This window comes from Pseudomonas salomonii (assembly GCF_900107155.1).
Taxonomy (GTDB): Bacteria; Pseudomonadota; Gammaproteobacteria; order Pseudomonadales; family Pseudomonadaceae; genus Aquipseudomonas; species Aquipseudomonas salomonii.
Genome location: NZ_FNOX01000010.1, coordinates 293,850 through 316,975, shown reverse-complemented (window position 1 = coordinate 316,975; position 23,126 = coordinate 293,850). Strand labels below are relative to the sequence as shown.

Genomic DNA, 23,126 nt, shown 5'->3' with positions numbered 1-23,126 from the left:
ATAACACCCAAGCAATTTGACTACTCGAAAGAGCATCAGATTGCGGTGTGTGAAGACGAGATGAACCGAAAGTTCGACGCTCACAAAACACCGAAAGCTGTCACATACCCAATTTGCTGAAGCGAAGCCATCTGGCTGCGACTCAGTACCCGAATTTCTTGACGACCATAGAGCATTGGAACCACCTGATCCCATCCCGAACTCAGTAGTGAAACGATGCATCGCCGATGGTAGTGTGGGGTTTCCCCATGTGAGAGTAGGTCATCGTCAAGATTAAATTCCGAAACCCCTGATTGCTAACGCAATCAGGGGTTTTGTTTTGGGCGGTCGAAAACAACAACTCACTTCGCGTGCAGCCTCTGACGGGGCGCCGTATCAACAACCGTCTGGTTGCTCCAAATCAACAGCGTTGCGGTTAATCCGGACATAGTAATTATCGAACTCGCCGCTTTCGACGAACACAAAACCGTGGCGAGTGTAAAAACGATTGGACGCGCTTTCCTTCAAGGCGCCAACTCTGATCGGGCGCCTGGTCTCATCAGCCTCTCTGAAAATCCGAGCAAGAACCTCGGAGCCGATTCCTGCGCCTTGAGCGCTGGGGACCACATACAAGTGGTCAAGCAGAAGCTCGTCCTGATGGTCTTTGATAACGACGAAACCGACCAGGTCGCCTGCTACTTCTATGCGCCGTGTGCTGCTGGCGTCAAACCCGCCAAGAAATCGTTCACGCGCACGATCGGGGTTAAATCGTCCAAGCCGTTCAAGGCTTTCGCGCATGGCCTCAATTCTGATGGATACCAGAACTTCCAGGTCGTTATTGGAAGCTGCGCATAAAACGACAGCGCAGTTGTGATCGGTGGAGGCAGGCATAACAAGCACCCTAGGCATGGCTGGTTAGCCATCATAGAGAAAAGAGTTCGTATAACCATAAACGCCTGGGCTCGCTGGACGCGATCGCCCCATATCGGCTCAGAGGCTGCTATGGGTGTCTATTACTTAGTGCCTGCCACGCGCCTTATGACTCGCCTGGTGCTTATCCTGCGTCCTTCATTGTGCGGTATGCCTCAACCTGTAAGGCCGATCATGCGCACATCAATGTTGCCATCGGGCAGGGCTTGTTCGGCTTGGCTGAGCGCTTCGCGAATAAACTCACCCGGCAGGCGCGAATTCCGGCAGCTCGCTTCGCGCGAATGTGCAAGGCGCTCAGGGGATGAGGCAAGCATGAAGGTAGGAAGTACCAGGCGCGGGATTGTATTCGCGCCACACGAATACAACGAATAAGGGGATGCAAAGGTAGATGGCCAGGCACAAAAAAACCGCCTCAAGTGGCCGGTTTCTTTGGTGCTGAGAGCCTGGTAGAGACTTTCAGATACTGCTATATGGTGCCAGAGGAAAACGGAAGCAGCTCACTGCCCCCGATATTGCTCTAAAGATAAAGAAATTCGAGTACTGAGAAGGGTGGGCAGCGCGTAGCCGGCATCTAATGGCGTTGCGTCATGTTCGGCCAGTAGGTCTGGGATTCTCGCTGGTGTGGTGGAAGCCGGCGATCAAGTAGCGGGCAGCAGCTCGCCGCGACAGTGCGCGGCGGCAGAGTTTGATGGAGATTGGATACCAGCATTGGCCATCAGTGAGATGACTTTCCACCCTTTAGGAGCAGTTCTCTTGCCATCTCCATTGCCTGCTCACGTGAAGCAGCAAGAAGCAAAGGGTAGCCCCAGAACTTGGCAAACACGACCGCAAATGCCTTGAACCCAAGACGTTTTGCCGAGTTGGGTTCAATCATGATCATTGCCAGCACCCACTTTCGCAATTCAACCTTGTGCTTTTTCATCCAGAGCGCGGTGCGTTTTTTTTCTTCCGGCGAGTGCTCATGGTCTTCGGTAGGTACGGTATCGGTCAAGAATACAAAGGGCTCCCCGCGCTGCAAATTGGCCTCTAATTCGGCGAAGTCTTTTTGATGATTGTGGCCGGGTTCTTGATTAAGGTTCATCCAGACCAAAGGGAACTCAGAACTATTCACCGACATGGCCGTTTCCTTCGTTTTTAATGCAAAACCAGGTGGCCACAATGGCGAACACGCCGGGCAACGTAATGAAGAACACTGCCGAAAAGGCAACGTGCCAACCGTCGCGCAACCCGTCGGAGATTCCCCCGAGGGTATTCAGAGCGACAAGCAGGCTGCCAAAAACCAGGACAACCCACTGAGCCTTACGGGTGCCTATCAGTGCGATAAGCACTGTTAAGATCCAAGAGCCATAGAACGCGGAAAACATCCACAGTACATCGGGCTCAAACGTAATCGCCGGTGTTGCACCGTGCGCTCTGACAAAATCGTTCACGTAAAAAAATAACTGAAAGGTGACAAAAAGTACGGCACCGGCGGCTGTCGTCAACCAGAACAAGGCCACTTTGTTTGTGTTGTTCATGGCCGTGTGTTGGGCGCGGTTTAGGGTAGGCTTAATGGGCATAAGAGCTTTCTCGATAATCAATGAATGTTGTATGTCTGCGATTTACAACGGGAGAAATGTTCGTCTCCGGGAAATCAATACCTATAGTCCAGCGTCACCATCAAGTTGCGTGGTGCGCCATAACCTACAGTGTCAAAATCTCCCTTCTCCAACGCGTACTTCTTGTCGAGTACATTGTTGACGTTGACCGCCGCGGTGATCTGCTTCGTGACGGCGTAGCGCCCCAACACGGATACCAGCGCATAAGAACCTTGTTCCCCGCCCAACGAACTGGTGCCGGTGTTGGGCGCCTCGTAGAAGCGGCTTTGCCATTTAACGCCTGCGCCCAGCGTCAATTTGTTCCACTCTCCCGGCAACTGGTAGGTGCTGAAAAGCTGGGCAGTGGTGCGCGGTATTTGCGAATTCAAGCGCACGCCATCGCCATCTTGTGCCGTGAAATGGGCGATGCCTGAATAGATGTTCCAGCCACGCGCCAGCTCGCCCTGCAAGTCCAGCTCGATCCCCCGCGACTTCGTCCCATCCGAACCCATATAGGCTTGGGCACCACTTGGCGTATAGGTTCCTGCGACCATCTGTGCAGCGTTGTCCAGCTCGGTATGGAACAAGGCCACCGACGCATTCAGACGCCCATCCAGGTAAGCGCCTTTAAGGCCGATTTCCTTGGTTTTTCCCTTTGTCGGCGTGAGCACGTTGCCCTTGCTGTCGCGATAGTCGGTTTGCGGATTGAATATGCCCGTGTAGCTCACGTAGGCCGAATAGGTCTTATCGATGTCGTAGATCAAACCCGCATACGGGGTGAATTCACTGCTTTTCTTGTAGTGCAACGACGAGGCGCCGACGGCGTCGTCGATTTCGTAGTTGCTGAATCGGCCGCCGACAATGAGTTTCAGAGGCTCGGCCAGCGAGAACCGGGCTGCGCTATAGACACCGCTCTGTTTGATCAGGGTGCGGGTCGGTATCGAAGCCATGGCATCGAAGTTGGGGCGGGGAAAGGCCGGGCTCAGTTGATAGACATTGACCGGCGTGAAGCCTGCGTAGAACGGAGCGATAGCTTCCTGGCTGGCGGTGCGGCGCGAACTCGTCGCCCCCACCACCAAGTCATGCTGGCGGCCGAGCAGTTCGAAGGGGCCGCTCGCCATCACATCGAAGGTGTTTTGACGGCTGCTACCTTCGGACGCCAGTGCCACCGGAAGAGCCCCGTTGGGAAAGGAGCCCAGTCCCGTGGCGCGATCGGGGCGGCCGACCAGGCCGAGCAGTTCGGCATCGAATTCCGTGCGGTATTGATTAGCGACGGCCCGGAGATTCCAGCCGTTGTCAAAGCGGTGCTCGACCTCGGCAAACGCGGTCTTAAGGGTGTTGTCCCAATGGCTCCAGTTCTGCGCGTAGTTCTTGGAGCGTGAATACTCGGCCTGCGTGCCGTCGCTGAACCATAGCGGTAAACCTCCCCAGGTGGAGCCCTTCGGCGTGCTGTCCTGGTAGTCATAGCCCAGACTCACCGTCGTGTCGGGTGTCAGATCTGCCTCGATGATGCCGTAGAACGCCTTCCTCTGCGGTTTGTAGCCATCAATGTACGAGTTTCCTTCCTGGGACGTCCCGACCATACGGGCGCGGATACGGCCATCCTCGGTCAACGGAATCGATACGTCGGCCATTTCCCGGTGGGTATCCCAGCTCCCTGCACCGAGCGAGGCGGAGGCCGAGAAGTCGCGGGTCGGTCGTTTGCGCACCAGGTTGACGGCGGCCGAGGGATTGCCGGTGCCGGTCAGCAAGCCAGAGGCGCCGCGCACGACCTCGACACGATCGTAGAACGCGGTATCCAGGGAGCTGATCCCGCTCCCGCTGACGATGTCGCCGACGACGGTGGGTATGCCATCGTACTGAACGTTGTTGATCAAGAAACCACGCGAATAGAAACTCGTCCGTTCGCTGTCGGATTGGTACGACGAGACGCCCGTGGTGTTATCCAGCACGCTCTGCACCGAGTTCAGTTGCTGGTCGTCCATGCGTTGGCGGGTGATCACCGTCACCGACTGCGGTGTTTCCCGTAGCGAAAGTGGCAGGTGCGTCGCCACCGATGTCTGGCCCGTAGTGTAGGAACCAGTACCTTCGGTGGTCGCCGTATCCATAGGCCCCGTTACGGTGATGGCCGGCAAGGCTATCTCCTCTTGAGGCTTTCCACCGGCCTTGGTCTGAATCTGCCCTGGCTCGGCCGCGAATGCGCCCTGCGCACTAATGAGAACTGCCGCCGCGACTGCCGAGCCCAGCACGTTGCGGGGCGCGCTCCTGATTGCGCCCTTGTACGGCCCAACCAGATGAGGATAGCCAGTGGGCTGTGTACGCATATCAAGTGGCCAACGGAACTTCCCAACAGTTGCGATGATGAACATCAACAATACTCATTTGTATTTGGATGTTGCATTTAACAATAGAGGCAGCTGGGAGTGATGGCGAAACTAGGCCATATTATTATTCAGTTAGGCCAATTGTGATGTCATGCAGGTGCCCGGATGGTTTTCGCTGAAGTCCTGGCGTTGCACGAACACTTGCAGATGCTGGTATTGGAGAAAGGCTTTGCTCTCGATGAGGAGCCGGCCTTCACCCCTATCACAACGTTGCGAAATGTCAGCAACTTCGCAAGGAAGGACTACAGGCGACGGTGGGCGGCCGCTGGTCCCGAACCAAGATAATCTGGTGCATCAGGGGGAGATTTCATTGGGGAGCATGATGCCGGGCACGGAAGCGAGCTCTGCGCCGCTGATGCGATCCGATAGGTATCGTGCCGGAGGTTTGCCCACGGCCTTGCGGAACATGGTTATGAAACCGCTGGCGTTTTCGTACCCCAGCTCAAATGCTACCGTTTGCACGCTTTCGCCGTTGGTCAAACGTTGAAGTGCAAGGATCACATGCAGCTGCCGACGCCAGCCCCCAAAGCTCATTCCAATTTCATGCAGCAAAAGACGGCTCATGCTTCGCTCGCTCATGCCAATTCGAGTAGCCCACTCGGCCTTCGAGGTCTTGTCCGCGGGGGCCGCCAGCATCATTTCCACGAGGCGGCGCAAGCGGGGATCACGCGGCATGGGCAGATGCAAGTCTTCCACCGGTGCCGCCACCAACTCATCGAGCAACGCGGCAATCAACCGGTCTTCTCGTCCACCCTGCGCGTATAACTCAGGAAACCCGGCCACCTTCAGTAGCAACTCGCGTAGCAATGGCGACACCGAAATCGTGCAACAGTTTTTCGGAAGGTCCGGTGCTGCGTCTGGCTCAACGAACAGGCAATAGCATTGCGTTTCACCCGCCCCCCGCGCCGCGTGTGGCAAATCTCCCGGTATCCATATGGCGCACTGCGGCGGCACGATCCAGACACCGTCTTCAATTTCGCAGTTGAGAATGCCGCGTAGGGAGTAGATCAGCTGCGCTTTGCGGTGCTGATGCCTCGCATTTTCCCAGTCCTTTGTCACCGATGTAGCACTTAATGCCACAACGGGGCGCGAGACGCTGTCGACGTCCCAATGCACTGTTAGATCGGAGATTGCGATGCTGGACATGTTGTCTCGTAGAGCCTCGGATGGAAGATGAGGCTCTGGCCTAATCGGAAAATACTATGACCAACCTGCTCGATAACGTCTAGCCATTCCTTACGCCGGGGGCCTGGCTACTCCTGGAGGGGGGAGGCCGATTTTCTTGGCGACGGACAACCCGTTCCGAGGTCCTCGCACGCTGGATCTTGTTCCACCAATGTCTGAGTCTAATAGCGGGCTCCAGCGGCAAGTTCATCCTGAGCCGCAGTTTGAGTAAACGCGGAGACTCAGAAGCGCGGCGCCTTCTGCATAACGCCGCACTGGCTGCAAGCCGGACGGAAGCCTGGAAAGGGTTTTATCAAGCGCAACGGGAGCTGGGATATAGCACAACACAGGTGCTGGTAATGCTGGCTCGCAAGCTTGCTCGGGTGGTATTTGCCTTGCTGAAAGGGCAAACCGAATATCAGCCAAAGGTTGGTTGAGGGTTGCCCCTCAACCATAGGATCTCCCACAGGGGGCATTGGTGAGCCGTGATCAGGGTGCCATTCACTTTTCTACAGACGAAAAAAAGACCTTGAAATTCAAGGTCTTTCTTTAAGATGGTGCCCCGAGGGAGACTCGAACTCCCACTCCTTTCGAAAACGGATTTTGAATCCGCCGCGTCTACCAATTCCGCCATCAGGGCTCAATGGCGGCGAAGTATAGAGATGAGATTACCGTTGGTCAATCACGTTTCATGGTCTATTTTCACTATTTCCGCTAGACTTCCCGGCCCTGCTAGACGAACCCCATCATGCGCGTTGCTGACTTTACTTTTGAGCTCCCTGATTCGCTGATCGCTCGCCACCCTTTGGCCGAGCGTCGCGCCAGTCGACTGCTGACCCTGGACGGGGTGAGCGGTGCCCTTGCACACCGCCAATTCACTGATTTGCTTGAGCATTTACGCCCAGGCGATTTGATGGTGTTTAACAATACCCGGGTGATTCCGGCACGGCTGTTTGGCCAGAAAGCGTCCGGCGGCAAGCTGGAAATTCTGGTGGAACGGGTGCTGGACAGCCATCGCGTGCTGGCCCATGTGCGTTCCAGCAAGTCGCCGAAACCCGGCTCGAGCATCCTCATCGATGGCGGTGGCGAAGCCGAGATGGTTGCGCGCCATGATGCGTTGTTCGAGCTCAAGTTTGCCGAAGAAGTGTTGCCGCTCTTGGAGCGTGTCGGCCATATGCCGCTGCCTCCTTATATCGACCGCCCCGACGAAGACTCGGACCGCGAGCGCTACCAGACGGTGTACTCCCAGCGCCTCGGCGCCGTGGCCGCGCCAACGGCCGGCCTGCATTTCGACCAGCCGCTGCTGGATGCGATTGCCGCCAAGGGTGTTGAAAGCGCTTATGTGACCCTGCACGTGGGGGCCGGCACGTTTCAGCCGGTGCGTGTGGATAACATCGAAGACCACCATATGCACAGCGAGTGGCTGGAAGTCAGCCAGGACGTCGTGGATGCGGTGGCGGCGTGCAAGGCGCGCGGCGGTCGTGTTGTGGCGGTGGGCACCACCAGCGTGCGCTCGTTGGAGAGTGCCGCGCGCGATGGTGTGCTCAAACCGTTCAGTGGCGATACCGATATCTTTATTTTTCCGGGCCGGCCGTTCCATGTGGTCGATTGCCTGGTGACCAATTTTCATTTGCCGGAATCCACGCTGTTGATGCTGGTGTCGGCCTTCGCGGGTTATCCCGAAACAATGGCGGCGTATAAAGCCGCCATCGATAATGGGTACCGTTTTTTCAGCTACGGTGATGCGATGTTTATCACCCGTAACCCTGCGCCGACTGCTCCTAAAGAAGCGGGCCATGAGGAGCAACTATGAGTCGTATGTCGTTTGAATTGTTGGCCACCGATGGCAAGGCTCGTCGTGGTCGCCTCACGTTCCCGCGTGGCACCGTCGAAACCCCGGCCTTCATGCCTGTGGGCACTTACGGCACGGTAAAAGGCATGCTGCCGCGTGACATCGTCGCCACTGGCGCCGAGATCATCCTGGGCAACACCTTCCACCTGTGGCTGCGCCCGGGCACGGAAGTGATCAAGAAGCATGGCGACCTGCATGACTTCATGAAGTGGCAAGGCCCGATCCTCACCGACTCCGGTGGTTTCCAGGTGTTCAGCCTGGGTGCCATGCGCAAGATCAAGGAAGAGGGCGTGACGTTCGCCTCGCCGGTGGACGGCTCCAAAGTGTTCATGGGCCCTGAAGAGTCGATGCAGGTGCAGCGCGATCTTGGCTCCGACATCGTGATGATTTTTGACGAGTGCACGCCGTACCCTGCGGATGAAGACGTGGCGCGCATCTCCATGGAGTTGTCGTTGCGTTGGGCTCAGCGCTCGAAAAACGCCCACGGCGATAACACCGCTGCGCTGTTCGGTATCGTCCAGGGCGGCATGCACGAAAGCCTGCGCAAGCGCTCGCTGGAAGGCCTCGACAAGATCGGCTTTGACGGCCTGGCTATCGGCGGTCTGTCGGTGGGTGAGCCCAAGCACGAGATGATCAAGGTGCTGGATTACCTGCCGGGCCTGATGCCCGCTGACAAACCTCGTTACCTTATGGGCGTTGGCAAACCGGAAGATCTCGTAGAGGGTGTGCGCCGCGGTGTGGACATGTTCGATTGCGTGATGCCAACCCGTAATGCCCGCAATGGGCATCTGTTCATCGATACAGGCGTGCTGAAGATCCGTAACGCGTTCCATCGCCATGATGATTCGCCGCTCGATCCCACCTGTGACTGCTACACCTGCCAGAACTTCTCGCGTGCTTATCTGCACCATCTGGACAAGTGCGGGGAAATGCTGGGTAGCATGTTGAATACCATCCACAATTTGCGTCACTACCAAGTCCTGATGGCTGGTTTGCGCGAGGCTATTCAACAGGGTACATTGGCCGCCTTCGTCGATGCCTTCTATGCCAAGCGCGGGCTCCCTGTGCCGCCCTTGGACTGAGTTTTCCGACCCTAAGATTCACTATTTGCAACTGGAGTGCTAAATGAGCTTTTTTATCTCTAATGCCATGGCTGACGCCGCTGCGCCTGCCGCTGCCGGCCCTATGGGCGGCGGTTTCGAGTGGATTTTCCTGGTCGGCTTCCTGGTCATCTTCTACCTGATGATCTGGCGTCCACAGGCCAAGCGCGCCAAAGAGCAGAAAAACCTGCTGGGCAGCCTGCAGAAAGGCGACGAAGTGGTGACCACTGGCGGTATCGCCGGCAAGATCACCAAGGTTTCCGATGCTTTCGTGGTTCTGGAAGTCTCCGACACCGTAGAAATGAAGTTCCAGAAGGGCGCCATCGCCGCCACGCTGCCAAAAGGCACGCTCAAAGCGATCTAAGTAACAACCTTTACCAATCGACGGGGCGCGCAAGGCGCCCCGCGTTATAAGCGGGCGGCGTGATGCTGAACAAATACCCTCTGTGGAAATACGTACTGATCCTGGCGGTGCTGGCGATCGGTTTTATTTATTCCGCTCCCAATCTTTATCCTGATGACCCTGCGATCCAGATCACTGGCGCCAGCACTACGCTGCAGGTCAATCAGGCTGACTTGGACCGTGCGAGCAAAGCGCTCACCGACGCCGGTATTCAGGTAAAAGCGGCAACCCTGGCGTCTGATGCGAAAGGCGGTTTGTTGCGCCTGACCAAGGCCGAAGACCAATTGCCGGCCAAAGACGTCGTGCGCAAGGCCATGGGTGATGACTACGTAGTCGCGCTCAACCTGGCACAGACCACGCCGAAATGGCTGCGCAGCATTGGCGCGCACCCGATGAAGCTGGGTCTGGACTTGTCCGGTGGTGTGCACTTCCTGCTGGAAGTCGACATGGACAAAGCCCTCGACGCACGCCTGAAAGTCTACGAAGGCGACGTGAAGAGCCTGCTGCGCAAAGAGAAGGTGCGTTATCGCAGCCTGCCGCAGCTCAACGGTGCCATCCAGCTGGGCTTCTCTGATGAAGCGACCCGCGAACAGGCCCGTGCCCTGGTGCGCAAGAACTTCAATGATTTCGACATCGTGCCGGCTGACCTGAATGGCCAACCTGTACTGCGTCTGGCGATGACCCCGGCCAAGATCGCGGAAATCCGCGAATACTCCATCAAGCAGAACTTGACCACGGTCCGTAACCGCGTCAACGAGCTGGGTGTGGCTGAGCCGATCGTGCAGCGTCAAGGTGCCAACCGCATCGTGGTTGAACTGCCAGGCGTACAAGATACCGCTGAAGCCAAGCGTATCCTGGGTAAAACTGCCAACCTGGAATTCCGTCTGGCGGCTGAGCCGGGTGCGACTCGCGCGACTGCCGAAGAATTCGAGTTCCGCGAAGGCAACCGTCCTCCAGCGCTGATTGAGCGTGGCTTGATCATCACCGGTGATCAGGTGACTGACGCCAAGGCGGGTTTCGATTCGCAGCACGGTACTCCGGAAGTGAACATCCGTCTGGATGGCCATGGCGGTGACCTGATGAGCCGCGCCACGCGCAGCAACGTCGGTCGCAGCATGGCGGTGATCTTCATCGAGCAACGCCCGGTCACCACCTACACCAAACAAATGGTCGACGGTGTCGAGAAAGACGTGCCGGTGCAGACCTTCAAGGAAGAGAAGAAGATCATCAGCCTGGCGACCATCCAGTCGCCGCTGGGTGCTCAATTCCGCATCACCGGCCTGAATGGCCAGGGCGAGTCGTCCGAGCTGGCACTGCTGCTGCGTGCGGGTGGCCTGGCGGCGCCGATGTACTTCGCTGAAGAACGCACCATCGGCCCGAGCCTGGGTGCCGACAACATCACCAAGGGTGTCGATGCAGCCTTGTGGGGCATGCTGTTCGTATCCCTGTTCATCATCGCCATCTACCGCTTCTTCGGCGTCATCGCCACCGTGGCCCTGGCGGGCAACATGGTGATGCTGCTGGCACTGATGTCGCTGCTGGGCGCAACGCTGACCCTGCCAGGTATCGCCGGTATCGTACTCACCATGGGTATGGCGGTAGACGCCAACGTACTGATCTTCTCGCGGATTCGTGAAGAGATCGCGGCGGGCATGACCGTACAGCGTGCAATCAACGAAGGCTTCGGCCGGGCATTTACCGCGATTCTCGACTCCAACCTGACCACTCTGCTGGTCGGCGGGATTCTCTTTGCCATGGGCACCGGCCCCGTCAAAGGTTTTGCGGTGACCATGTCCCTCGGTATCTTTACCTCGATGTTCACGGCCATCATGGTGACCCGCGCAATGGTCAACCTGATCTTTGGCGGACGTGACTTCAAGAAGTTGTGGATTTAAGGGGCTGCCATGTTACGTACAATCAACTTCATGGGCGTTCGCAACATTGCGTTCGGCGCCACAGTGCTCCTTACCGTTCTGGCGTTGTTCAGCTGGTTCCATAAGGGCCTGAACTACGGTCTGGACTTCACCGGCGGTACGCTCATCGAGCTGACCTACGAGAAGCCGGCCGACGTTACCCTGGTGCGCAGCGAGCTGGTCAAGGCCGGCTATCACGAAGCCATCGTGCAGAGCTTTGGTGCTACCACCGACCTGCTGGTGCGTATGCCGGGCGAAGACCCGCAGTTGGGTCATCAGGTAGCCGAAGCCTTGCAGAAGGTCGGCGGTGACAACCCGGCGTCGGTCAAGCGTGTCGAGTTCGTAGGCCCGCAGGTGGGTGAAGAGCTGCGCGACCAGGGCGGCCTCGGCATGCTGATGGCGTTGGCCGGCATCATGGTCTACCTGGCGTTCCGCTTTCAGTGGAAGTTCGGCGTCGGCGCGATTGTGTCGCTGATCCACGACGTTATCGTCACCGTGGGTATCCTGGCGTACTTCCAGATCACCTTCGACCTGACGGTGTTGGCGGCGGTGCTGGCGATCATTGGTTACTCGCTCAACGACACCATCGTGGTATTCGACCGGGTTCGTGAGAACTTCCGCGTACTGCGCAAGGCCACGCTGATCGAGAACATCAACATCTCCACCACCCAGACCCTGTTGCGGACCATGGCGACGTCGATCTCCACCTTGCTGGCGATTGCTGCGCTGATGATCTTCGGTGGCGATAACCTGTGGGGCTTCTCCCTGGCGCTGTTCATCGGCGTTCTGGCGGGCACCTACTCGTCGATCTACATCGCCAACGTGGTGCTGATCTGGCTGAACCTCAACAGCGAAGACTTGATCCCGCCTGCCGCTACCGGCAAGGAGGTCGACGACCGTCCTTGATGGGCGTTCGTTGATACGCTGTTACAAATAAGGCACGAGTATTGAACTCGTGCCTTTTTTTTTGCTCCAAGGCTGGGTATAGCGCGGACGTTTCGGTCCGCTTGTGATGGTCAGGAGGTTCACGTGAACAAGTCGTTACTGGTTGGTGCGGTATTGGGTGCTGTCGGTGTGACTGCCGGGGGTGCTGTTGCCACCTACAGCCTGGTAAAAAGCGGCCCTGAGTATGCGCAAGTGCTGGCAGTGCAGCCGGTGAAAACCCAGATCAAAACCCCTCGTGAGGTCTGCAAGGACGTCACCGTGACCCGGCAGAAGCCGGTGCAGGATCAGCATCAAATCGTCGGCACCGTGGTCGGTGCGCTGGCCGGTGGCCTGTTGGGCAACCAGGTCGGTGGCGGTAACGGCAAGAAGCTGGCGACTGTAGCCGGTGCGGTTGGTGGCGGTTACGCCGGTAACAAGGTGCAGGAAGGTATGCAGAATCGCGATACCTATACCACCACGCAGCAGCGTTGCAGCACCGTCAATGACATCAGTGACAAGGTGGTCGGCTATGACGTGCGCTACAACCTGGACGGTAAGGAAGGTTCCGTGCGTATGGACCGTGATCCGGGCGGCCAGATTCCAGTGGATAAGGAAGGTCGTCTGATCCTGGGCCAAAACCAGCAATAAGGCTGAGATCAATCCAAGTGTGGGAGCAGGCAAGCCAGCTCCCAAATTGGATTGTGTTTGCTGCTGAGATACGAAATCCAAAGTATAAAAAAAGCACCCCTTGGGGTGCTTTTTTGTGCTCGCTCGCTTAACGCTTCAGCGAAGCCGGCAGGTGCGGCTGGATCGCCGTCAGTACTGCCTTGAAGCATTTGGTGTTGCCGGCAACTACGTGGCCTTTCTCCAGGAAATCGTGACCACCGGTGAAGTCGCTCACCAGGCCGCCAGCTTCCTGGATCAGCAGGGCGCCTGCAGCCATGTCCCACTCGGACAGACCCGACTCCCAGAACGCATCAAAACGACCGGCGGCAACGTACGCCAGGTCCAGGCTGGCAGCACCGGCGCGGCGGATGCCGGCGGTCTGGCCAACCAGGGCGCGGAACATGCCCAGGTAGTTTTCCAGGTTGTCCATCTGGTCGTCACGGAACGGGAAGCCAGTGCCCAGCAGGGCGCCGTCCAGGCTGGTACGGCCGCTGACGCGCAGGCGACGACCGTTCAGTTGGGCGCCACGGCCACGGCTGGCGGTGAATTCTTCCTGGCGAACCGGGTCGAGTACGACGGCGTGTTCCAGGCGGCCACGGTATTTGCAGGCGATGCTGACTGCAAAGTGTGGGATGCCGCGCAGGAAGTTGGTGGTGCCGTCCAGTGGGTCGATGATCCACAGGTAGTCTTCGCCTTCGCCGCTGCCTTTGTGCAAGCCGGTTTCTTCACCGAGGATGCCGTGGGTAGGGTAGGCCTTGCGCAGCGCGTCGATGATTTTTTGCTCAGCGGCGCGATCCACCTCGGATACATAATCCTTGGCGTCTTTTTCGTCGACCTTGATGGTATCCAGGCGCTCGATGGAGCGGAAGATCAATTCACTGGCGCTGCGGGCGGCGCGCAGCGCGATATTCAGCATGGGCTGCATGGATGTGTCACCTAAGGTTGTTAAAGAAAGCCGGGCATTCTAGCAGAAACTTTCTTCAGGTGAAGGGCGACGTTAGCTTTCATGGCATAACCTTAGGCTGTTCTGTAAGATTTGCTCCCCTTTCCTGTGTCCGAGAGCGCCTCCCTTGCTGCAAAACATCCGTGTCGTCCTCGTCAATACCAGTCATCCCGGCAACATCGGCGGGGTGGCGCGAGCCATGAAAAACATGGGGCTGACGCGCCTGGTGCTGGTCGAGCCGCGTGTGTTCCCGCACCACGAAGCCGATGCCCGTGCATCCGGCGCCAATGACATCCTTGAAAAAGCCCAGGTCGTCGCCACCTTGGAAGACGCCTTGGTCGGCTGCAACCTGGTGCTCGGCACCAGCGCCCGCGACCGTCGAATCCCCTGGCCATTGCTGGACCCGCGTGAGTGCGGCACCAAGGTGGTAGAAGAGGCCGCTGGTGGTGCAGAAATCGCCTTGGTGTTTGGTCGTGAAGATTCCGGCCTGACCAACGAAGAGCTGCAGCGATGTCATTACCACGTGCACATTCCATCAGACCCTGAGTTCAGCTCGCTGAACCTCGGGGCAGCGGTGCAGGTGTTGAGTTACGAAGTGCGCATGGCCTGGTTGGCTGCTGAAGGCCAGCCGAGCAAGGTCGAGAAGGATGAAGTCGCATCGACCAAGAGTGGCGAGTTGGCCACCATGGACGAATTGGAGCGATTCTATGAGCACCTGGAGCAAACCCTGGTCGCCATCGAATTCCTCGACCCGGAAAAGCCCCGGCACTTGATGGCACGCCTGCGTCGCTTGTACGGCCGTAGCTCGGTCAGTCGGGCAGAAATGAACATATTGCGTGGCATCCTCACGGAAACCCAGAAAGCGGCCCGTGGTGAGCTTCTTAAGCGGAAGGATTAAAAATGTTCGAGCGTTTGCGAGAAGATATCCAGAGTGTTTTCCACCGTGACCCGGCGGCGCGCAACGCCTTTGAAGTGCTGACCTGCTACCCGGGCATGCATGCGATCTGGATTCACCGCCTGTCCGGAGTTTTGTGGGGCATGGGCTGGAAATGGCTGGCGCGGCTGGTGTCGAACTTTGGGCGCTGGTTGACCGGAATCGAGATTCACCCAGGCGCCAAGGTCGGTCGTCGCTTCTTTATCGACCATGGCATGGGCATCGTGATTGGCGAAACCGCCGAAATCGGTGATGACGTGACGCTGTATCAGGGCGTGACCCTGGGCGGCACGACCTGGAATAAAGGCAAGCGTCACCCGACACTGGGCGATGGCGTCGTGGTAGGGGCGGGCGCCAAGGTGCTTGGACCGTTCACCGTCGGCGCCGGTGCCAAGGTGGGCTCCAATGCGGTGGTGACCAAGGCCGTGCCGCCTGGCGCGACGGTGGTGGGCATTCCTGGCCGGATCATCATTAAGCCGCAGGTCGGCGACGAGCAGGAGGCCAAGCGTAAAGCCATGGCCGAGAAGATCGGATTTGATGCCTACGGCGTCAGCGAAGACATGCCCGACCCGGTGGCGCGTGCCATTGGCCAGTTGCTCGACCACCTGCAGGCCGTGGATGGCAAGCTGGACGGTATGTGCGGCGCATTGAAGGAGCTGGGCAGCAGCTACTGCGCGAAAGACCTGCCTGAGCTGCGCGAAGAAGACTTCGCCGAGATCAAGGTTGAAGCTGGCACCACCAAGGCTGGCTAAATCTTAAGCTCGATAAAACCTCCTGTGGGAGCTGGCTTGCCTGCGATAGCGGTCTGCCAGCTCACTTAGAGGGTGCTGACCCATCGCTGTCGCACGCAAGCCAGCTCCCACATTTGGCCTCCATGGGTCTTGAGATTGAGTCGTGGCCCGGTTCCCGCTGTTCGTCCCCACCCCACCCTGCTATTATTCGCGCGCCCTTTTTACGGGTAATCCTGACTAAAGTACTAGGTCTTATAGTTGACTTAAATACTCGGGAATCGCATACTTGCCCCCATTCTGAAACACCTTGGTACTTGTCCATGAGACTGACTACAAAAGGCCGATACGCGGTGACCGCCATGCTTGACCTGGCCTTGCACGCGCAAACTGGGCCGGTGTCCCTGGCCGATATCTCCGAGCGCCAAGGCATTTCCCTGTCCTATCTCGAGCAACTGTTCGCCAAATTGCGCCGCAGCAACTTGGTTTCCAGTGTGCGTGGGCCGGGTGGCGGCTATCAGTTGTCCCGCGATATGCAGGGCATCCAGGTAGCTCAGGTGATCGACGCGGTGAACGAATCCGTCGATGCCACCAAATGCCAGGGTTTGGGTGACTGCCACGCCGGCGACACCTGCCTGACGCACCACTTGTGGTGTGACTTGAGCCTGCAGATCCATGAGTTTTTGAGTGGTATCAGCTTGGCTGATCTTGTGACTCGCCGTGAGGTACAAGAAGTAGCCCAGCGTCAGGACCAGCGCCGTTGCAACACCAAGGCGCCGCGTCTGGACAAGATTGAAGCGTCCGCCGTCGAGTGACAGCCGAAGAGCTAACGGCACGCCAGCCAGCCTGATTTAGGAGAAAGTCCATGAAATTGCCGATTTACCTTGATTACTCAGCGACCACCCCGGTTGATCCGCGTGTCGCGCAAAAGATGAGCGAGTGCCTGCTGGTTGACGGAAACTTCGGCAACCCAGCCTCCCGTTCCCACGTATTCGGCTGGAAAGCCGAGGAAGCGGTCGAGAACGCTCGTCGCCAGGTCGCCGACCTGGTGGGCGCCGACCCACGGGAAATCGTCTGGACCTCCGGCGCTACCGAGTCCGACAACCTGGCAATCAAGGGCGCGGCGCATTTCTACGCGACCAAAGGCAAGCACCTGATCACCACCAAGATTGAGCACAAGGCTGTCCTCGACACCATGCGCCAACTGGAGCGTGAAGGTTTCGAGGTCACCTACCTTGAGCCAACCACCGACGGTATCGTCACCCCGGCCATGATCGAAGCGGCCCTGCGTGAAGACACCATCCTGGTTTCCGTGATCCACGTGAACAACGAAATCGGCACCATCAACGACATCGCAGCCATTGGCGAGCTGACGCGCTCCAAAGGCATTCTGCTGCACGTCGACGCTGCTCAGTCCACCGGCAAGGTCGATATCGACCTGTCCAAGCTGAAAGTCGACCTGATGTCGTTCTCTGCCCACAAGACCTACGGCCCTAAAGGCATCGGCGCGTTGTACGTGAGCCGCAAACCCCGCGTGCGCATCGAAGCGACCATGCACGGCGGCGGTCACGAGCGCGGCATGCGTTCGGGCACCCTGGCCACTCACCAGATCGTCGGCATGGGCGAAGCCTTCCGTGTAGCCAAGGAAGACATGGCTGCCGAAAACATTCGTATCAAGGCCCTGAGCGATCGCTTCTACAAGCAGGTCGAGAACCTTGAAGAGCTGTACATCAATGGCAGCATGACCGCCCGTGTACCGCACAACCTGAACTTGAGCTTCAACTACGTCGAAGGCGAGTCGCTGATCATGGCGCTCAAGGACCTGGCGGTTTCGTCCGGTTCGGCCTGCACCTCGGCGTCCCTTGAGCCTTCGTACGTTCTGCGCGCCCTGGGCCGCAACGACGAACTGGCACACAGCTCGATCCGCTTTACCTTCGGCCGCTTCACCACCGAAGAGCAAATCGACTACGCCGCGCAGAAAGTCTGCGAAGCCGTCAACAAGCTGCGCGTTCTGTCGCCGCTGTGGGACATGTACAAAGACGGTGTCGATATCTCCAAGATCGAGTGGGCGGCACACTAAATATAGAAGCCGCCACCCAAGCTCTGTAAGAACGTGGCGGAAAACGCAGGCGTTTTTACAGGGTTCCAGAGCGGCCCTGATGAGTGAGGATTCAGTACCATGGCTTACAGCGAAAAGGTCATCGACCACTACGAAAACCCGCGCAACGTCGGCAAGATGAACGCGGAAGACCCTGATGTCGGCACCGGCATGGTCGGCGCTCCGGCGTGCGGCGATGTGATGCGCCTGCAGATCAAGGTCAACGACGCTGGCGTTATCGAAGACGCCAAGTTCAAGACTTACGGCTGCGGTTCCGCCATTGCCTCCAGCTCCCTCGCTACCGAGTGGATGAAAGGCAAGACCCTGGATGAGGCTGTCACCATCAGCAACACCCAGCTGGCCGAAGAACTGGCGCTGCCGCCGGTGAAAATTCACTGCTCCGTACTCGCAGAAGACGCCATCAAGGCGGCCGTTCGCGACTACAAGCAGAAGAAAGGCTTGATCTAAGCATTTGGCGACGAGTAAGGAGTCAACGATGGCTATCAGCATGACAGAAGCGGCTGCGCAGCACATTCGCCGCTCCCTGAATGGGCGCGGTAAAGGTGAGGGGATTCGTCTGGGTGTTCGCACCACGGGCTGTTCCGGCCTTGCCTACGTGCTGGAGTTTGTCGACGAGGTGGTTGAGGAAGACCAGGTGTTCGAAAGTCACGGCGAGAAGGTGATCATCGACCCTAAAAGCCTGACTTACCTTGACGGCACCGAGCTCGATTTCGTCAAGGAAGGGTTGAACGAAGGCTTCAAGTTCAACAACCCCAACGTGCGCGGTGAATGTGGCTGCGGCGAAAGCTTCAACATCTGAGGCTATTCGTGGGTAATCCTTGTCATTTCGCTTTATTCGAGCTGCAGCCGAGCTTTCGGCTGGACCTTGAGCAGCTTGCCACGCGCTACCGAGAGTTGGCGCGTGCGGTGCATCCGGACCGCTTTGCTGACGCTTCCGAGCGTGAGCAGCGCCTGGCGCTGGAGCAATCGGCCAGCCTCAACGAAGCCTATCAGACGCTGAAAAACCCGCCCAAACGCGCGCGCTACCTGCTCGCGTTGAACGGTGGTGAGTTGCCGATCGAAGTCACGGTGCACGATCCGGACTTCCTGATGCAGCAGATGCAGTGGCGCGAAGAACTCGAAGACTTGCAGGACGAGGCTGATATAGCCGGTGTCGCGGTCTTCAAGCGTCGTCTGAAAACGGCCCAGGATGAGCTCAACGAAAGCTTCGCAGCCTGTTGGGATGATGCAGCGCAACGTGAACAGGCCGAACGCCTGATGCGGCGCATGCAGTTCCTCGACAAGCTCACCTACGAAGTGCGCCAGCTAGAAGAGCGCCTCGACGATTAACCCAGTGCTGCCCGTGATGCACGCCTGATAGACAGATAAGACCTGATTACCATGGCCCTACTGCAAATCGCCGAACCCGGCCAAAGCCCTCAACCGCACCAGCGTCGCCTGGCGGTCGGGATTGACCTGGGCACCACCAATTCCCTGGTTGCTGCCTTGCGCAGCGGCCTGTCCGAGCCGTTGCCCGACGCTAATGGCCAGGTGATCCTGCCCTCCGCTGTGCGTTATCACGCTGATCGCACTGAAGTCGGTGAGTCGGCCAAGTTGGCGGCGTCCAGTGACCCGTTGAATACCGTGCTGTCGGTTAAACGCTTGATGGGCCGCGGTCTGTCCGACGTCAAGCAATTGGGCGACCAGCTGCCGTACCGCTTCGTTGGCGGCGAATCCCATATGCCGTTCATCGACACCGTCCAGGGCCCGAAAAGCCCGGTGGAAGTGTCGGCGGATATCCTCAAGGTGCTGCGTCAGCGCGCAGAAAATACCCTGGGCGGCGAACTGGTCGGCGCAGTGATCACCGTTCCTGCCTATTTCGACGACGCACAGCGTCAAGCCACGAAGGACGCCGCGAAGCTGGCGGGTCTGAACGTGTTGCGCTTGCTCAATGAGCCGACCGCAGCGGCGGTGGCCTATGGACTGGATCAGCACGCTGAAGGCCTCGTGGCAATTTATGACCTGGGCGGCGGCACCTTTGATATTTCGATCCTGCGCCTGACCGGCGGTGTGTTTGAAGTGCTGGCTACCGGTGGCGACAGCGCCCTGGGTGGCGATGACTTTGACCATGCCATTGCCGGCTGGATCATCACCAGCGCCGGCTTGTCGGCTGACCTGGACCCTGGCGCGCAGCGTAATCTGCTGCAAACCGCCTGCGCGGCCAAGGAAGCACTGACTGACGCTGATTCTGTTGAAGTTTCCTACGGCAGCTGGTCCGCTCAACTGACTCGCGAAGCCTTTGATGGGTTGATCGAACCGATGGTCGCTCGCAGCCTCAAGGCGTGCCGTCGGGCTGTACGTGATTCCGGCATCGAGCTGGAAGACGTGGCCGCTGTGGTCATGGTCGGCGGATCGACGCGCGTCCCACGTGTTCGCGAAGCGGTTGCCGAAGCGTTTGGCCGTCAGCCACTGACGGAAATCGACCCGGATCAAGTAGTCGCCATCGGCGCCGCTATCCAGGCCGACACCCTGGCCGGTAATAAACGCGATGGTGGCGAACTGCTGCTGCTCGACGTGATCCCGCTGTCCCTGGGGCTGGAAACCATGGGCGGCCTGATGGAGAAGGTGATTCCACGCAACACCACCATCCCCGTCGCACGCGCCCAGGATTTCACCACGTACAAAGACGGCCAGACGGCCATGATGATTCATGTGCTGCAAGGCGAGCGCGAACTGATCAGCGACTGCCGCTCCCTGGCGCGCTTTGAACTGCGCGGCATCCCGGCGATGGTGGCCGGTGCGGCGAAAATTCGCGTGACCTTCCAGGTCGACGCCGATGGCCTGCTCAGCGTGGCAGCACGTGAATTGGCCTCGGGCGTTGAAGCCAGCATTCAGGTCAAGCCGTCCTACGGCCTCACCGACGGCGAAATCGCCAAGATGCTCAAGGATTCGTTCCAATATGCCGGTGACGACAAGGTCGCCCGCGTGCTGCGCGAGCAGCAAGTCGATGCCCAGCGCCTGCTCGAAGCCGTGCAGGGCGCCCTGGAAGCCGACGGCGAGCGTCTGTTGGATGCTGAAGAGCGCATGGTTATCGACCTGCAAATGCAGGAATTGGCCGAATTGATGAAAGGCAACGATGGTTACGCCATCGAGCAGCAGACCAAGCGCCTGTCGCAAGTGACTGATGCCTTTGCCGCCCGCCGCATGGATCAGACGGTGAAAGCCGCACTGGCCGGGCGCAACCTGAATGAAATCGAGGAATAATTAATGCCGCAGGTCATTTTTCTGCCACACGCCGAGCATTGCCCGGACGGTATGGTTGTGGAGGCTGAGACCGGCAAGTCCATCCTCGAAGTTGCCCATGACAACCATATCGAGATCGAAAGCGCCTGCGGCGGTGTCTGCGCCTGCACGACCTGCCACTGCGTAATTCGCGAGGGTTTCAACTCTCTCGAAGAAGCGGACGAGCTGGAAGAGGACTTTCTGGATCGCGCCTGGGGCCTGGAGGCGACTTCTCGCCTAAGCTGTCAGGCAAAGGTCGGCACGGAAGACATCACTGTCGAAATTCCGAAATATTCCCTCAACCATGCGGCCGAAGCGCCGCATTGATTCAAGGAAATGTCATGAGCCTGAAATGGGTTGATGTACAAGAAATCGCTATACAACTTGCGGAAGCTCATCCTGAGGTCAATCCTCTTACCGTGAACTTCGTCAAGTTGCGCGACCTCGTAATGGCACTGCCGGAATTCGACGACATCCCTGACCGGGGTGGCGAAAAGGTCCTGGAGGCGATTCAGGGTCTGTGGATCGAAGAAGCAGACGACTGAGCCGACTTTTTACGCAGTTAGGCAATACCCAATAACCCGCGTATAATTCGCGGGTTTAATTTTTCGTAAATTACCGTTTCTGGAGTTACACCATGGCTGTTCAACGTACTTTCTCCATCATCAAGCCTGACGCTGTTGCAAAAAACGTCATCGGCGAGATCACCACTCGTTTCGAAAAAGCCGGCCTGAAGGTTGTAGCTTCGAAACTCAAGCAACTGTCCAAAGCTGAAGCTGAAGGCTTCTACGCTGAGCACAGCGCTCGTGGCTTCTTCGGCGACCTGGTTGCCTTCATGATCTCCGGCCCTGTTGTTGTTCAGGTTCTGGAAGGCGAAAACGCTATCGCTCTGAACCGTGAGCTGATGGGCGCTACCAACCCTAAAGAAGCTGCTGCCGGCACCATCCGTGCTGACTTCGCTGAGTCCATCGACGCCAACGCTGTTCACGGCTCGGACTCCGAAGCCGCTGCTGCTCGCGAAATCTCGTACTTTTTCGCTGCTACTGAAGTAACCGCTCGCTAAGCATCGGCTTAAAGAGTGAGGGTGAATCCATGACTACATCGACTGTTAAAACCAACCTGCTGGGTCTGACTCAACAGGAAATGGAAAAATTCTTCGACTCAATCGGGGAGAAGCGTTTCCGTGCCGGTCAGGTAATGAAGTGGATTCACCACTTTGGTGTCGACGATTTCGACGCCATGACGAACGTCAGCAAGGCCCTGCGCGACAAGCTCAAGGCCATTGCCGAGGTCCGTGGTCCCGAGGTTGTCAGCGAGGACATCTCCACCGACGGCACCCGTAAGTGGGTGGTGCGCGTGGCGTCCGGCAGCTGCGTCGAGACCGTCTACATTCCCCAGGGCAAGCGCGGCACTTTGTGCGTTTCGTCCCAGGCAGGCTGTGCCCTGGATTGCAGTTTCTGCTCCACCGGCAAGCAAGGCTTCAATAGCAACCTCACTGCCGCCGAAGTTATCGGCCAGGTGTGGATTGCCAACAAATCCTTTGGCAGCGTCCCGGCAACCGTCGACCGTGCCATCACCAACGTGGTGATGATGGGCATGGGTGAGCCGCTGCTGAACTTCGACAACGTCGTTGCCGCCATGCATTTGATGATGGACGACCTGGGTTACGGCATTTCCAAGCGCCGTGTGACCCTGTCGACCTCCGGCGTGGTGCCGATGATCGATGAGCTGGCCAAGCACATCGACGTTTCCCTGGCGCTGTCGTTGCACGCACCGAATGACGCATTGCGTAACCAATTGGTGCCAATCAACAAGAAGTATCCGCTTAAGATGCTGCTCGAATCTTGCCAGCGCTACATGGCGACCTTGGGCGAAAAGCGTGTGTTGACCATTGAGTACACCATGCTCAAGGACATCAACGACAAGGTTGAGCATGCGGTCGAGATGATCGAGCTGCTCAAGAACACCCCGTGCAAGATCAACCTGATTCCGTTTAACCCGTTTCCCCATTCTGGCTACGAGCGGCCGAGCAACAACGCCATCCGCCGTTTCCAGGATCAACTGCACCAGGCCGGCTACAACGTTACTGTGCGCACCACCCGTGGTGAAGACATCGACGCCGCCTGTGGCCAACTGGTCGGGCAAGTGATGGATCGCACCCGCCGCAGTGAGCGTTATATCGCCGTGCGCGAACTTAACGCCGCCGAAGATTTGCCGCAAATTGCTGTGAATCGAATCTGAGAGAGGAC

The 23,126-nt window shown here is 58.1% G+C and carries 25 protein-coding genes, 1 tRNA gene, 1 rRNA gene and 1 pseudogene; 20 read left to right on the top strand and 8 right to left on the bottom strand.

Annotated elements, in window-relative coordinates; genetic code table 11:
• Positions 1 to 157 precede the first annotated feature (157 nt).
• Positions 158 to 273, top strand: a 5S ribosomal RNA gene (gene rrf / locus BLV67_RS23345).
• 102 nt (positions 274 to 375) lie between these two features.
• On the opposite strand, the gene BLV67_RS23340 is transcribed toward rrf, so the two are convergent.
• The 6 genes from BLV67_RS23340 to BLV67_RS23315 all read right to left on the bottom strand — a co-directional run bounded on the left by BLV67_RS23340 (position 376) and on the right by BLV67_RS23315 (position 6,016).
• Positions 376 to 870 (bottom strand): GNAT family N-acetyltransferase, encoded by a 495-nt coding sequence (locus BLV67_RS23340; protein WP_074854533.1) that lies wholly within the window; start codon positions 868 to 870, stop codon positions 376 to 378.
• Positions 871 to 1,064: 194 nt separating this feature from the next.
• Positions 1,065 to 1,223, bottom strand: coding sequence for a hypothetical protein (locus BLV67_RS33025; protein WP_167365891.1), 159 nt, complete (start codon positions 1,221 to 1,223; stop codon positions 1,065 to 1,067).
• 401 nt (positions 1,224 to 1,624) lie between these two features.
• Complete coding sequence (locus tag BLV67_RS23335) at positions 1,625 to 2,026, bottom strand: hypothetical protein (protein ID WP_069787942.1); 402 nt, start codon at positions 2,024 to 2,026, stop codon at positions 1,625 to 1,627.
• Complete coding sequence (locus BLV67_RS23330) at positions 2,013 to 2,426, bottom strand: hypothetical protein (protein WP_239694278.1); 414 nt, start codon at positions 2,424 to 2,426, stop codon at positions 2,013 to 2,015. Before BLV67_RS23330 ends, BLV67_RS23335 begins: the two co-directional genes overlap by 14 nt.
• 116 nt (positions 2,427 to 2,542) lie before the next feature.
• Entirely contained in the window at positions 2,543 to 4,855 is a 2,313-nt protein-coding gene (locus tag BLV67_RS23325) for a TonB-dependent siderophore receptor (protein ID WP_244160762.1), read from the bottom strand.
• Between the two features lie 309 nt (positions 4,856 to 5,164).
• Complete coding sequence (locus tag BLV67_RS23315) at positions 5,165 to 6,016, bottom strand: AraC family transcriptional regulator (RefSeq protein ID WP_065930347.1); 852 nt, start codon at positions 6,014 to 6,016, stop codon at positions 5,165 to 5,167.
• A 194-nt stretch (positions 6,017 to 6,210) separates the two neighbouring features.
• Between BLV67_RS23315 and BLV67_RS33515 the strand changes: the two are divergent.
• Positions 6,211 to 6,471 (top strand): annotated as a pseudogene (locus tag BLV67_RS33515) (transposase); the annotation flags it as partial.
• 118 nt (positions 6,472 to 6,589) lie between these two features.
• Here BLV67_RS33515 and BLV67_RS23305 read toward each other — a convergent pair.
• A tRNA-Leu gene (locus BLV67_RS23305) sits at positions 6,590 to 6,674 on the bottom strand.
• A gap of 108 nt (positions 6,675 to 6,782) precedes the next feature.
• On the opposite strand from BLV67_RS23305, the gene queA reads away from it, so the two are divergent.
• From queA to BLV67_RS23275, 6 genes are all read left to right on the top strand, one after another.
• Positions 6,783 to 7,847: a tRNA preQ1(34) S-adenosylmethionine ribosyltransferase-isomerase QueA gene (gene queA / locus BLV67_RS23300; RefSeq protein ID WP_056858741.1), complete on the top strand. Its 1,065-nt coding sequence runs from the start codon at positions 6,783 to 6,785 to the stop codon at positions 7,845 to 7,847.
• 5 nt (positions 7,848 to 7,852) lie between these two features.
• Entirely contained in the window at positions 7,853 to 8,968 is a 1,116-nt protein-coding gene (gene tgt, locus BLV67_RS23295) for a tRNA guanosine(34) transglycosylase Tgt (RefSeq protein WP_003175976.1), read from the top strand.
• A 43-nt stretch (positions 8,969 to 9,011) separates the two neighbouring features.
• Positions 9,012 to 9,350, top strand: a complete 339-nt coding sequence (yajC, locus tag BLV67_RS23290) for a preprotein translocase subunit YajC (RefSeq protein WP_003175975.1) — start codon at positions 9,012 to 9,014, stop codon at positions 9,348 to 9,350.
• 62 nt (positions 9,351 to 9,412) lie between these two features.
• Positions 9,413 to 11,284 carry a protein translocase subunit SecD gene (gene secD, locus BLV67_RS23285; RefSeq protein WP_065930350.1) on the top strand — a complete coding sequence of 624 codons (1,872 nt, stop codon included), beginning with the start codon at positions 9,413 to 9,415 and terminating at the stop codon, positions 11,282 to 11,284.
• A gap of 9 nt (positions 11,285 to 11,293) precedes the next feature.
• Positions 11,294 to 12,208 carry a protein translocase subunit SecF gene (gene secF / locus BLV67_RS23280; protein WP_056858739.1) on the top strand — a complete coding sequence of 305 codons (915 nt, stop codon included), beginning with the start codon at positions 11,294 to 11,296 and terminating at the stop codon, positions 12,206 to 12,208.
• Between the two features lie 123 nt (positions 12,209 to 12,331).
• Positions 12,332 to 12,874, top strand: coding sequence for a glycine zipper 2TM domain-containing protein (locus BLV67_RS23275; RefSeq protein ID WP_017135941.1), 543 nt, complete (start codon positions 12,332 to 12,334; stop codon positions 12,872 to 12,874).
• Between the two features lie 127 nt (positions 12,875 to 13,001).
• Here the strand turns inward: BLV67_RS23275 and suhB are convergent, their stop codons facing one another.
• On the bottom strand, positions 13,002 to 13,817 hold the full coding sequence (gene suhB, locus BLV67_RS23270) for a type III secretion system regulator SuhB (RefSeq protein WP_003175971.1): 816 nt from the start codon (positions 13,815 to 13,817) through the stop codon (positions 13,002 to 13,004).
• A 145-nt stretch (positions 13,818 to 13,962) separates the two neighbouring features.
• Here suhB and trmJ point away from each other — a divergent pair, with 145 nt between their 5' ends.
• The 12 genes from trmJ (at position 13,963) to rlmN (ending at position 23,118) form a co-directional block, all read left to right on the top strand.
• Positions 13,963 to 14,733, top strand: coding sequence for a tRNA (cytosine(32)/uridine(32)-2'-O)-methyltransferase TrmJ (gene trmJ / locus BLV67_RS23265; protein ID WP_003210307.1), 771 nt, complete (start codon positions 13,963 to 13,965; stop codon positions 14,731 to 14,733).
• A gap of 2 nt (positions 14,734 to 14,735) precedes the next feature.
• Positions 14,736 to 15,521, top strand: coding sequence for a serine O-acetyltransferase (cysE, locus tag BLV67_RS23260; protein WP_069787163.1), 786 nt, complete (start codon positions 14,736 to 14,738; stop codon positions 15,519 to 15,521).
• A gap of 299 nt (positions 15,522 to 15,820) precedes the next feature.
• Complete coding sequence (iscR, locus tag BLV67_RS23255; RefSeq protein WP_003194020.1) at positions 15,821 to 16,312, top strand: Fe-S cluster assembly transcriptional regulator IscR; 492 nt, start codon at positions 15,821 to 15,823, stop codon at positions 16,310 to 16,312.
• Between the two features lie 50 nt (positions 16,313 to 16,362).
• Positions 16,363 to 17,577: an IscS subfamily cysteine desulfurase gene (locus BLV67_RS23250; RefSeq protein WP_065930352.1), complete on the top strand. Its 1,215-nt coding sequence runs from the start codon at positions 16,363 to 16,365 to the stop codon at positions 17,575 to 17,577.
• 99 nt (positions 17,578 to 17,676) lie between these two features.
• Complete coding sequence (gene iscU / locus BLV67_RS23245) at positions 17,677 to 18,063, top strand: Fe-S cluster assembly scaffold IscU (RefSeq protein WP_003175965.1); 387 nt, start codon at positions 17,677 to 17,679, stop codon at positions 18,061 to 18,063.
• 28 nt (positions 18,064 to 18,091) lie between these two features.
• Entirely contained in the window at positions 18,092 to 18,415 is a 324-nt protein-coding gene (gene iscA, locus BLV67_RS23240; RefSeq protein WP_003209680.1) for an iron-sulfur cluster assembly protein IscA, read from the top strand.
• Positions 18,416 to 18,423: 8 nt separating this feature from the next.
• On the top strand, positions 18,424 to 18,945 hold the full coding sequence (hscB, locus tag BLV67_RS23235; protein ID WP_069787162.1) for a co-chaperone HscB: 522 nt from the start codon (positions 18,424 to 18,426) through the stop codon (positions 18,943 to 18,945).
• A 51-nt stretch (positions 18,946 to 18,996) separates the two neighbouring features.
• Positions 18,997 to 20,859, top strand: a complete 1,863-nt coding sequence (hscA, locus tag BLV67_RS23230) for a Fe-S protein assembly chaperone HscA (RefSeq protein WP_069787161.1) — start codon at positions 18,997 to 18,999, stop codon at positions 20,857 to 20,859.
• Between the two features lie 3 nt (positions 20,860 to 20,862).
• Entirely contained in the window at positions 20,863 to 21,204 is a 342-nt protein-coding gene (fdx, locus tag BLV67_RS23225; RefSeq protein ID WP_015885743.1) for an ISC system 2Fe-2S type ferredoxin, read from the top strand.
• 14 nt (positions 21,205 to 21,218) lie between these two features.
• Positions 21,219 to 21,422, top strand: a complete 204-nt coding sequence (gene iscX, locus BLV67_RS23220) for a Fe-S cluster assembly protein IscX (protein ID WP_017135947.1) — start codon at positions 21,219 to 21,221, stop codon at positions 21,420 to 21,422.
• Positions 21,423 to 21,514: 92 nt separating this feature from the next.
• Positions 21,515 to 21,940: a nucleoside-diphosphate kinase gene (gene ndk / locus BLV67_RS23215; RefSeq protein WP_003175956.1), complete on the top strand. Its 426-nt coding sequence runs from the start codon at positions 21,515 to 21,517 to the stop codon at positions 21,938 to 21,940.
• Between the two features lie 29 nt (positions 21,941 to 21,969).
• Complete coding sequence (gene rlmN, locus BLV67_RS23210) at positions 21,970 to 23,118, top strand: dual-specificity RNA methyltransferase RlmN (protein ID WP_017135948.1); 1,149 nt, start codon at positions 21,970 to 21,972, stop codon at positions 23,116 to 23,118.
• Positions 23,119 to 23,126 lie beyond the last annotated feature (8 nt).